Origin of the sequence: Paenibacillus silagei (genome assembly GCF_017874735.1) — a bacterium.
Lineage (GTDB): Bacteria > Bacillota > Bacilli > Paenibacillales > Paenibacillaceae > Paenibacillus_AQ > Paenibacillus_AQ silagei.
The window spans coordinates 17,417-28,847 of record NZ_JAGGLV010000044.1; the positions used below are offsets into that span (position 1 = coordinate 17,417).

Annotated in this window: 10 protein-coding genes and 1 riboswitch; of the genes, 9 read left to right on the forward strand and 1 reads right to left on the reverse strand. The window is 54.2% G+C overall.

Features of this window, described 5'->3' with window-relative positions:
• Positions 1-9 precede the first annotated feature (9 nt).
• The 5 genes from J2Z70_RS33805 (at position 10) to J2Z70_RS32670 (ending at position 5,384) form a co-directional block, all read left to right on the forward strand.
• The gene (locus tag J2Z70_RS33805; protein WP_281068293.1) at positions 10-144 is read left to right on the forward strand and encodes a hypothetical protein; all 135 of its coding nucleotides are present in this window, start codon (positions 10-12) and stop codon (positions 142-144) included.
• Positions 145-221: 77 nt separating this feature from the next.
• A complete protein-coding gene (locus J2Z70_RS32655) occupies positions 222-1,592 on the forward strand; it encodes a radical SAM/SPASM domain-containing protein (protein ID WP_209879930.1) in 1,371 nt (456 codons plus the stop codon).
• 28 nt (positions 1,593-1,620) lie between these two features.
• Entirely contained in the window at positions 1,621-3,576 is a 1,956-nt protein-coding gene (locus J2Z70_RS32660; RefSeq protein ID WP_209879933.1) for a B12-binding domain-containing radical SAM protein, read from the forward strand.
• A 42-nt stretch (positions 3,577-3,618) separates the two neighbouring features.
• Complete coding sequence (locus J2Z70_RS32665) at positions 3,619-4,866, forward strand: MFS transporter (protein ID WP_245368720.1); 1,248 nt, start codon at positions 3,619-3,621, stop codon at positions 4,864-4,866.
• Between the two features lie 281 nt (positions 4,867-5,147).
• Positions 5,148-5,384, forward strand: coding sequence for a hypothetical protein (locus J2Z70_RS32670; protein WP_209879939.1), 237 nt, complete (start codon positions 5,148-5,150; stop codon positions 5,382-5,384).
• Positions 5,385-5,466: 82 nt separating this feature from the next.
• On the opposite strand, the gene J2Z70_RS32675 is transcribed toward J2Z70_RS32670, so the two are convergent.
• Entirely contained in the window at positions 5,467-6,828 is a 1,362-nt protein-coding gene (locus J2Z70_RS32675; RefSeq protein WP_209879941.1) for a helix-turn-helix domain-containing protein, read from the reverse strand.
• Positions 6,829-6,944: 116 nt separating this feature from the next.
• On the opposite strand from J2Z70_RS32675, the gene J2Z70_RS32680 reads away from it, so the two are divergent.
• The 4 genes from J2Z70_RS32680 to J2Z70_RS32695 all read left to right on the forward strand — a co-directional run bounded on the left by J2Z70_RS32680 (position 6,945) and on the right by J2Z70_RS32695 (position 11,107).
• Positions 6,945-9,224, forward strand: a complete 2,280-nt coding sequence (locus J2Z70_RS32680) for a glycoside hydrolase family 3 C-terminal domain-containing protein (RefSeq protein WP_209879944.1) — start codon at positions 6,945-6,947, stop codon at positions 9,222-9,224.
• Positions 9,225-9,286: 62 nt separating this feature from the next.
• A riboswitch (guanidine-I (ykkC/yxkD leader) is annotated at positions 9,287-9,398 on the forward strand.
• Positions 9,399-9,457: 59 nt separating this feature from the next.
• Positions 9,458-9,817: a DMT family transporter gene (locus J2Z70_RS32685; RefSeq protein WP_209879947.1), complete on the forward strand. Its 360-nt coding sequence runs from the start codon at positions 9,458-9,460 to the stop codon at positions 9,815-9,817.
• A 1-nt stretch (position 9,818) separates the two neighbouring features.
• A complete protein-coding gene (locus J2Z70_RS32690) occupies positions 9,819-10,133 on the forward strand; it encodes a DMT family transporter (protein WP_209879950.1) in 315 nt (104 codons plus the stop codon).
• 110 nt (positions 10,134-10,243) lie between these two features.
• Positions 10,244-11,107: an aldo/keto reductase gene (locus J2Z70_RS32695; protein ID WP_209879953.1), complete on the forward strand. Its 864-nt coding sequence runs from the start codon at positions 10,244-10,246 to the stop codon at positions 11,105-11,107.
• Positions 11,108-11,431 lie beyond the last annotated feature (324 nt).

Sequence of the window (11,431 nt, forward strand, 5' to 3'; positions counted from 1 at the left end):
GTAATGTACATGAAATCACTGACGAAGAACAAGGATCTCTGGACCAATCTCTCAGCCAAAGACCTTGAAGAAATTACGGTTCCAATGGCATGTTGCCAGAAAGCATCCATTCAAATCAACAATCCTACCAAAAAAGCCATCTAACAGCATCCTTATATTTGGGAAATAGCGGGAAGCGCATCCTTATGCCTTCCCGCTGTTCATACCAGGGGGGATAGATATTGTATATTTCAGAATATATTCTTACGTATCGCTTAAGAAACGGCCGTCATCTTATCTTCAATTCCCTGTCAGGCGCAATGGATATTGTGGAAGAGCATATCAGCCAGTTCCTCCAGAAACAACAGCCTGTTGCCTATACTCTCACCGCTGATGAAGAACAGTTTCTGGCCGGCAGAGGTTATCTGTACAGGGAGCGTGAAGAGGAGCAAGCCCTGATCCGCCGGTACAAAGAATACCTGGATCAGCATGGCTCAGGTGACATTTCCTTTGTGTTCTGTCCTTCCATGACCTGTAATTTGAAATGTGTCTACTGCTTTGAGCCCCAAGAGATCCGCTCCAGCCATGAACAGATGACTGAAGATCAGGTGCAGGCTGCCTTCCTGGCCATGGATCAAATCATGCAGCAGCAACAGTCTACCCGGCATCATTTTGTTATTTTTGGCGGGGAACCGCTCCTGCCCCTGAACCATTCTATCGTCGGACTTATTCTTGAGCAGGCCAAAGCTAGGGGGATTACAGGAACGGTCATATCAAATGGGGTGTTCCTATCACACTATCAGGAATTGCTAGAGCCTTACAAGGACATGCTCAGAATCCAGTTAACCATAGACGGCCCCCAGGCGGTTCATGACCGGCGGCGGATCACCCGGGCCAATGAGGGAACCTTTATGAAAATAACCGCTCAGATTGACTCCTTCCTGGAGCATGATTTCGACATCGCTATTCGTGTCAATCTGGATGGTGAGAATATAGAGCATCTGAATGAACTCCTGGATTTCTTCCAGGAACGGCAATGGAATGCTTACCCTAACTTCTCGGTTTCACTGTCTCCCGTTGAGAATTATGCAGGGAATTCCGCCCCGGGCCTGCTGCCCAGCTATCAGCTCACGGAATTCATCAAAGTGCATGTGCCAAACGATAAACTAAAAAGGCTGAATGTCGTATTAAACAGTGATCTAACCAGACTCTCCCTTCCGTTCGAGCACGTGCTGGGAACAGGCCTCGCTAAAGATAACTATTTCCCTAACTATTATTTTTGTGAGGCGGCCGGAGGAAAAACATTCACCTTCTCGCCGGACCACCAGGTCTACCCTTGCACCAGTATTATAGGTAATCCCAAATGGAGTCTTGGAACGTATTACCCTCAGCTTAAGCTGGATGACCAGAAGCTGGCGCTCTGGAAGGAACGTCATGTCTTGAATCAGCCGGAGTGTAAAGGATGCAATATCGCTTTTCTATGCTCCGGGAATTGTCCGGTTCAAGCCGACCGAACCACCGGTTCGATCTTAGGCGCCTACTGCGGAAATGTGAAGCGTGACCTTGACAGCCATCTGGAGCTGCTGAATGCTTCGTTCACCGCCTTAAGTTAAATCTTCTCTTATGTGAGGTGACTGGGAAATGATTCAATTGATATGTCCGCCCTATAATGCAGCTGTGGATACCGTTGATCCTCCGCTCAACCTGCTTGTGCTAGGCGCTGCGCTTCTTGAAGCGGGGTACGGGGTATGTCTCACCGATCTGGCATTACTCTATTCAGGCACCAGCCATTTCGATACAGCAGCCCTTGCCGGTATTGCCCGATTAATCATCGGCAAGCCATCCAGAGTTCTCGGATTCACGGCGATGTGCGGCAATTATTCGATCGCACTGAGAATTGCGGAGGAATGCAAACGGCTGGACCCGGACAGAATCATTATTCTTGGCGGACCCCATGCGAGCTTCGTAGCGGCTGAAACCTTAACCCATTTCCCAGCGATAGACTATATCGTTGCCGGAGAAGGCGAGCTGACGCTGCCGGAGCTGATTGCGGTCCTGGAGTCGGGCCATCCGCTCTCAGAGGTAGAAGGAATCTGCTTCCGTGAAGAGGGGACAATCCGCACCAATCCGCCGCGGCCGATTCTGAGGAATCTCGATGATACGCCCTTCCCTGCCTTTCATCTAATCGAGGATATTGAAGCTTATTTTACCACTCCGGAGAGCCGTTTCTTTCCGGTTGAGGCGGGACGCGGCTGTCCCTTTAATTGCAGCTTTTGCAGCACCTCGACCTTCTTTTCACGAAAATACAGAACTAAAAGTCCTGCACGGATCATCGCCGAGATGAGATACGTCAGGGATCGTTGGGGAATCACCCATTTCAGCTTAACGCATGATAATTTCACGGTTAATCAGAAGTTTGTCAGACAATTCTGCCGGGAGCTGCTGGATTGCAGCGAGCCCTTCACCTGGAGCTGCTCCTCCCGGACGGACCACGTCAATATAGAACTGTTTGAGGTGATGATGCAGGCTGGATGTAATGGCGTCTTCTTCGGGATTGAGAGCGGCAGCCAGCCCATCCAGCAGGTCATTGGCAAAAAGCTCGATCTGAACCAGGCTTATGAGCTGCTCCGCGAGCTTCATCGGCTGGGTCTGTCATGTACGGCTTCATTTATTACCGGATTTCCCGAAGAGACAACCGAAGACCTTAATCAGACGCTGGATATGATTGTCCGGCTGCTCTCCATAGGAATAGCGGATGTGCAGCTGCATCAACTGTCCCTTTTTCCCGGAACCCAATTATTTGACGCAGCGAAGGGCAGCCTGGTGCTGGACGAGCAGTTCTGGAGCACGAACGATATGAACAGTGATTTCCAGCTATCCGGCATTGAAAAGAACTGGATTGCCAGCTACCCGCAAATTTTCAGCAACTATTACTCCTTGCGGTCTGTGGATACACACACTCTGCACAGGATCAGAAAGCTCTACTACCCGCTGGCCCGTTCGTTCTTCCGCACCTTGTATTATCTCAATCATCTGGCGGCTGTTCCATACACCCGTACAATCGATTATGTCTCTGCCAGGCTGGATATGCATGAGGCAACGCCGCCGGAAGCGGAGCTGGCCCTCATTCTTGATGAGCTGGTGCAGGGTCTTGTGCCGGAAACCGGGCGGGTCCTTAAGGACTTCCTCTCTTATGAGCGTGCGGTGATGGAACTGATGCAGCAGGATACAGCTCCGCAGGACACTACTGCTATGAAGCCTGTCAAAGTGATGCAGCCGTACTATTCCATCCCTGCGCTGAAGCTGCACAGTCCCCTTCCTGCAGAGCTTGAGCTTGCGGAAGGGCATGAAGATTGGATTCTGCTGGTGCTGGAGAGCGCACCGGCTCTTGAAGGGCGCAGGCGCTACGTCCGGGTGATGAGCATGGACCCTTTAAGCATTGCTATTATTCAACAGATGGAGGACGGGAGCGACTTCCGTACGGTTGTACACAACCTGGCGTTAGAGAATCCTTTTGCTGCCAGCGAACAGGATCGGCAGGAATGGATCAGCCGGGTGTACGACCATTTCCATACGCATGAATTGCTGACTTCCTAGGGTGACAATACCGAAAGAGAGGGGGGACTTTTCTTGTGGAGTATGCTGAAGAACGGAGTGTTCCGCCGGTTATGGTGCACGCAGACCTTATCCTCTGTAGGAGATGAGATCAGGAACTGGGCCATCCTGTTCTGGGTATTTGCGGAAGCGGATCAAGCTGTCTTTTACCGGACAGCTCTTTTGTTTGCCCAGATGCTCCCGGTCTTTATCATGGCTCCTCTTGCCGGAACATGGGTTGACCGCAGGAAACCAAAGAAGGTGCTGCAGGCGACGCTGGTGATCCGGGCTGCGATGTCTTTTGTACTGGCCGGATTGATCTGGATGGAGCAGGTTCCGCTTTTGCTGGTCATGCTGGCCTTCACCTGTACGGTTCAGCAATTTTTTCAGCCTGCCATCAGTAAATTAACGGTCACAGCCGTGGACAATGAGGATTACGGTACCGCCAGTTCCTCTGTAAAGACGGTAGATACGCTGATCAGTCTTGCCGGGCCTGCAATCGGAGCCTTTGTCTACCAATGGTGGGGGGCGTCAACTTCTTTAATTGTGGACGGCTTTTGTTTCATCGCAGGCAGCCTGTTCATTCTGAGTCTTAAGGTGAGCCCGGCCCCCCTGGCAGCACCCTCCGATTCCGGTCCGGCAACCTCCTTTTGGGTGGATGTCCTGGAAGGCTTCCGGTATATCTTCGCTTCTGCGCTCACCAAACGCTTATTTATCATGTTGGCGGTAATGGGGGCGTGCACAGGGGCGATTAATCTGTTAAATATATATTTCGTGGTGAAAGAGCTGCATTTAGACCAGAATTACTTAGCCTGGGCAAGCACCGCCGGGGGCATCGGTATGTTCGCGGGGGCGCTCGGTCTGAACCTGCTTGGGGCAAAATTCAAAAATTATGTACGAATCAACATATGGGGAGCAGCGGTCATGACTCTGGGGCTGTTGCTGCTCACGCTCTCCTTCGGCTCTTGGTCCATGCTGCTCAGCCGTGTCATTATCGGGATTGGCATATCCCTGCTGAGCATTACGCTGTCGACTCTGTTAATGACCTATGTTCCTGAGAACCTGCTCGGACGTGTCGGTTCCGTGTTTGAAGGCGGTCCGCTGGCGACCAATATGCTGTCTTATTTATTCTACGGATGGTTGTATGTGTACACTGGCGCCAGATTGATCTTCGGCATCTCCACTATGCTGTTCTTCATGGCGTTTCTGCTGGCCCTTAGCCTCCAGTCTGTACTCTCCCCGGCCCGGAGAGTCCGTGCCGAACAGCAGGAGTTCATCAGCCCGTCCCAGTAACAGCCTAACCCGGGATGCACCGGCGGGATGAGCGTTAAAGAGTAGCCCATTCAGACGCAGCAAGCGTTCCCCCTAATCCATTTCACCACAGAAGCCTCCCAGGCTGCCGCTTCCCGGCAGTCTGAGAGGCTCCATGATTCTATCCGTCAGTCTCCGCCACCGCCACCAGAATCTCCACCGCTGGAATCACCGCCACCATGGCTGCTGTGACCGCCGCTGTCCCAGCCTCCGTGGCTGCCATGATGGTTGTCGCTGCCATGGTTATGGTTATGATCATGTGAATGATTTCCGTGGTGGTGGCCATGATGATGGCTGGCACCGCTGTGCCCGTCCGTGCCTGGATGGATTTTATGTGGGCTGTTTTCGTTGTAGCTGCCCGCATCGGCCCCGGTACCTGTGATGAAATAATGATCTCCCGCGTGAGAGCGGGTTCTATTTCCGTAATTTTTGTACCGCGCATTACGATTACTGCGATTAATAACCATCACCGCAACGAATATGACTGCTACTGCGAATAGTAAGCTTCCCATCATGCAGAACCTCTCCTTTATCCAAATGTAGGATTGCCCTCATAGCAGAATCATACCATAATTCTGGAATCTACCTGGAATGCTGCTTGAATTGTCCCGGGGTGAGGCCGGTGTACTTCTTGAATACCTTAGTAAAATAGCTTTGGTCGTTAAAATGCAGACGGGTAGCGATATCCGACAGCGTGATCCCGGGCAGCTGAATCAGCTGCTTGGCTTCTTCGACCCGCTGCTGCTGGATATAGTCGCTGATGGCGGTTCCGGTTTCTTTTTTGAACAGCTGGGACAGATAACTGGCGCTCATTCCGGCGTATTCAGCCAGCCTGCCGAGCGGAAGCTCCTCATACAGATGGTTGTATATGAAATTCCGGCACCGGTCGGAGACGCGGGAGTGTCTTGCGCTGCGGCTGCCCTCTACCTGATCGGCGAAGTCGCATAGAGCGGCCAGCATGGCGCTGTCCACCGCCGGAATATCGCGGAGCTCCTCAATATACTGGATATGGAAGTCGCTTAGCGTATAGGCAATCTCCCAGAACAGCCCGCCTTCAATCGCTGCGCGGGTGGCCAGCGTGATGGAGGAGACAGCCAGATTTTTTTTGCTGCGCAGCTGGCTTTTGCGGGACAACCTTCCGTAGCTCTCCTCGCCAAAAGAAGCATGGGTCTGCAGCAGCCCCGCCTTGTCCCCATTGGTAATATAGCGGAACATTTCGCGCTCCTGCATCGGGTCATGGTGCAGCCATGTATGCTCGCGGCGGTAAGACAAGTCCAGATCCGGGCTGTCGTCCGCCGGATGCAGCGGTTCCGCCAGCGGACCCGCCGCCAGCAGCAGCTCCGTTACGGATAATGCCTGCCCGGTGACAAGCGTGTAGAGCAGCAGCGCCGCATGATACCAGCGCTTCCGGCTAATTATAGGCAGGTTGCCGTAATACTCTAGCCAGCTTGCCTGCTGCCCGGGCGGGATGTTGTGGTCGCGCAGCAGGCTGGCTGCATTATCACCGGTAACAGGTGCGTTCAGCGCCGGACCGGTGACGATGGCACCGTCAGCGCCGGGAAGCTGGAGAATAATGAAATTCTCCAGGAAGCCAGTTGTGTGCAGATACGGCAACGCGGGCGAGGCCGCAGCAGCAGTTCTGCCCGTCACCGCGTTAAGCGTCCCGCCTTCAGCTGCTGTCCTGCTACTAACTGTACTAAACGTCTCGACCGTCTCCATGTTAAGCTTCCTGCCCGCCGCTCCTCCGTGCCCCCGGACAAGCTCCATCACCTCAACCGGCAGGCCGCCCGTTCCCTGAACGGAAGGGCGGTTCAGTGCAGCCGGTCCCAGGGCTAGACGGGGCGCAGCCGCTTCATCAACCCACAAGACCGGGACCCGGTAAGCTTCGTAGACCAGCTTGCAGATGTACTGTATACCGTCGTCATTCCCGATTCCCTTCACCATAGGCCGCCCCCTCTTTTCTCTACTTAGAATACCAAAAATCGAATGAGAATACCATAATTGGCCGGGACAGTCGTATAGAATGAAGTCAAGAAACCGTATTCATAGGAGGCTATATAATGGCAAAGGACGTAACAGAGCTTCAAAAGCTCATTTCGCAAATGACACTGGAAGAGAAGGCCGGACTCTGCTCCGGGCTGGATTTTTGGAACACCAAAGGCATTGAACGTCTGGGTATCCCCTCAGTGATGGTAACAGACGGTCCCCACGGTCTCCGCAAGCAGCAGGGTGACGCAGACCATCTTGGATTGAATAACAGTGTACCGGCAACCTGTTTTCCGTCAGCAGCCGGACTTGCCTCCTCGTGGGACCGTGATCTGATCTTCCGGGTGGGCGAGGCGCTGGGAACGGAATGCCAGGTGGAGAATGTCGCCGTTCTGCTCGGACCAGGCAATAATATCAAGCGTTCTCCGCTGAATGGGCGGAACTTTGAATATTTCTCGGAGGACCCGTTCCTGGCCTCAGAGATGGCTGCAAATCATGTGAAGGGTGTGCAGAGCCAGGGAGTGGGGACGTCGCTGAAGCATTATGCTGCCAATAACCAGGAACACCGCCGCATGTCAGTGGATGCAGTTATTGATGAGCGGACGCTCCGCGAGATTTATCTAGCCAGCTTCGAAGGCACCGTGAAGCAGAGCCAGCCGTGGAGTGTGATGTGCTCGTATAATCAGGTGAACGGAGAGTATGCTTCCGAGAGCTATGAGCTGCTGACCAAGGTGCTGCGTGATGAATGGGGCTTCGAAGGCTTCGTTGTGTCGGACTGGGGAGCGGTCAATGAGCGGGTGAAGGCACTGGCAGCAGGGCTGGAGCTGGAAATGCCGTCAAGTGCTGGAATCGGAGACGCCAAGATTGTAGCGGCTGTGAAGAGCGGTGAATTGGCTATGGAGACGCTGGATCTCGCTGTAGAGCGGATGCTGGCCTTTATCTTCAAAAGTGTCGAAAACCGCAACCCGCACGCTGTCTTCGATGCAGATAAGCATCATCAGCTTGCACGCGAAGTGGCCCGGGAGAGTATGGTGCTGTTGAAGAACGAAGGCGGGATTCTGCCCCTCGTGAAGAGCGGCCGGATCGCCGTGATCGGTGAATTCGCCAAGCAGCCGCGCTATCAGGGCGGGGGCAGCTCGCATGTGAATCCATCCCGGATGGATGATGCCTTCGTTGAATTGCAGGCCGTTGCCGGGGATGCGGCCAGCTTCCTGTACGCACAGGGCTATGAGCTGGAGAGCGATGACATCAATGCTGATCTGCTGCGCGAAGCCTGTGATACAGCAGCTAAGGCGGATGCAGCTGTGCTGTTCCTTGGTCTGCCTGACCGCTACGAATCGGAGGGCTATGACCGTAGCCATCTGCTGCTTCCTGCGAGCCATAAGGCGCTTATTGAAGCGGTGGCCGAGGTCCAGAGCGAAATTATTGTAGTGCTGAGCAACGGCGCGCCGGTCGAGATGCCTTGGCTGCATAGGGCGAAGGCGGTGCTTGAAGGCTACCTGGGCGGTCAGGCTTTTGGCGGTGCGGTTGCGGATCTGTTGTTCGGCGAAGTGAGCCCGAGCGGTAAGCTGGCGGAGACCTTCCCTATGAAGCTGAGCGACAATCCGTCATTCCTGAACTTCCCCGGTGAAGGCGATACGGTGGAGTACAAGGAAGGCTTGTTCGTAGGCTACCGTTATTATGACAAAAAAGAAATCGAGCCGCTGTTCCCCTTCGGCTACGGCCTCAGCTACACGGAATTCGAATACAGCCGCCTGCTGCTGGATCAGACCCGCATTCAGGACACAGATACCGTTCAGGTATCGGTCACTGTCAAGAACACCGGCAGCAGAGCGGGCAAGGAAGTCGTACAGCTCTATGTCAGTGATGTGGAGAGCCATGTGATCCGTCCGCTGCAGGAGCTGAAGGGCTTCGGCAAGATTGAGCTGCAGCCTGGGGAAGAACGCAGCGTAACCTTCACTTTGGATAAACGTTCCTTCGCTTATTATAATGTGCAGTTAAGCGACTGGCATGTGGAGAGCGGGAGGTTCAAGATCGCTGTAGGTTCTTCCTCGCGCGATATCCGCCTGAGCACGGAGCTTGAGGTAGAATCCACCGTGAAGCTGACCACCCGGTTCCACCGCAACACCACAGTCGGTGACCTGCTTGCCAATCCGCTGACGGAGGAGAAGGCGAAGAGCTTCAGCAGCGTGTTCGGGCTGGAGGATGCGCTTGGCGATAATCCGGAGATGCTGCTGGCCATGATGAAATACATGCCGCTGCGCGCCATGATCGGCTTCGGTCAGGGCAAGTATACCGAGGCGGATCTGGAAGCGGATCTGCAGGAGCTGAATAGGCTGGCCGGACAGGAGTAAGAGATGCAGGGGTTGCATTCCGCAGCGTGATTTGCTAACATACGTTGTAAGTTCATAAGCAGTTAATAGTTCTCTAGGGTTCCGCAGCAGGTAGACACCGCTGGCCTGGTCCGAGGGAGAACACACGGATGAAGCCAATCCGTGCATACACGGAGGGACAAAAGCCCGGGAGGTATCGTCAGGTAATGACGATAACCTTCCGGGCTTATTTTATGACACAGGAGGCAAGGGAAATGAAGAAAAGCACTAAGAGCTGGATCATGATTGCAGGCGCTGCCTGCTTTGAAGTGATATGGGTCATCGGTCTGAAGCATGCCTCCGCTCCATGGGAATGGGCGGTTACGGTAGCGGCCATACTGATCAGCTTCTACGCCCTCATCTGGGCCAGCGGCAGGCTGCCGGTCGGGACGGTCTATGCTGTATTTGTCGGACTTGGAACCGCGGGTACCGTTCTGGCGGGAGGAGTTCTGTTCGGTGAACCGCTGCGGCCGTTGAAGCTGCTGTTGATCGGCCTGCTGCTGGCCGGGGTCGTCGGACTGAAGCTGGTTACCCCGGCTCAGGCTGAATCTGAACAGACAAAGGGGCTGAACTGATATGGCATGGGTTATGCTGATTGCCGCCGGTATATGTGAAATGTTCGGGGTCGCCATGATTGGCAAGCTGCACAAGGACCGCAACTGGCAGTCCGTCTGCCTGCTGATTCTAGGCTTCGGGGCAAGCTTCCTGCTGCTGTCTCTGGCGATGGAGAGTCTGCCGATGGGGATTGCTTATGCGATCTGGACAGGGATTGGAGCGTCCGGGGCAGCGATTATGGGCATGTTGTTCTACGGTGAAGCGAGGGATGTGAAGCGGATTGCCTGTATTGTAGTGATTCTGGGAGCCGTAGCAGGCCTGAAGCTGATCGGCTGAGAATTCCGCTGAAACGTTACTGAGTTGGACACTGATCGGATGTTTCGTTGCCCTGGATATGGTAAGTATAGTAAGTAAGAACATTATTCTTATAAGGAGACTTATCACATATGAGCAGACCTGTATCTGAAAGTATCCGTCTGAAGGACGGAGTCGTGCTGCCCAGACTGGGGCAGGGAACGTGGCGGATTGGCGACCAGCCGGGGAAGCGGGCAGAAGAGATTGCTGCGCTTCGCCAGGGTGTAGAGCTGGGGATGAATCTGATTGATACGGCTGAGATGTACGGGGACGGCCGCTCCGAGGAGCTGGTTGGTGAAGCGCTGCGGGGAATCCGCGACAGCGTATTTCTGGTCTCCAAGGTCTATCCGCATAATGCGGGCGGGACTAAGCTGATTAGCAGTTGCGAAGCCAGCCTGAAGCGGCTCGGGACGGACCATCTGGACCTGTACCTGCTGCATTGGCGCGGCAACATTCCTCTGGAAGAGACCGTGGAGGGGATGGAGGCACTGGTTGCTTCCGGCAAAATCGCCCGCTGGGGCGTATCCAATCTGGATACGGCAGATATGCAGGAGCTGCTGAGTATTCCCGGCGGCAATCACTGTGCAGTCAATCAAGTGCTCTATCATCTGGGCTCGAGAGGGATTGAGCATGAGCTGCTGCCTTGGCTGAGAGGACATAAGATTCCTGTCATGGCCTATTCTCCGCTGGCCCAGGCAGGCACGCTGAGAAAAGGGCTGACTGAGAATGAAGCTGTGCAGCAGATTGCCCGGAATCATGAGGTCACTCCGCTGCAGGTTCTGCTGGCCTGGACCATCCGTGACGGGGAGGTCATCGCTATTCCCAAGGCTGCCACCCGTGAGCATGTGAATGAGAATGCGGCTGCCGCGAGGCTTGTGCTTACAGACGACGAGCTGTGGCAGCTCGACGATGCTTTTCCCCAGCCGTCGTGGAAGGTTCCGCTGGACATGATTTAATCATAGCTTAACCGCTGTTGCATGGCATAGCTGTCTCCGCTGAGGGGGCGGCTTTTTTGTTGTCTGGGAAACAGTAATATGGAAGCTGCTAAGGTACGTGAGCCGAATGTATGCGGAAAACCGAATACAATGTGCTGACGCAAAGGTGCGGGGGCGGATACCGCCTACAGGCTGTAAATGAGGGGCACTAATACTCCTGAATTTGCAGAAAGTGGGCCGAGGGAGCCATTGAGGGGCACTAATGCTCCTGAATTCGCGGTATGAGCGCCAAAGGGGCAAATGAGGGGCACTAATGCTCCTGAATTCGCGGTATGAGCGCCAAAG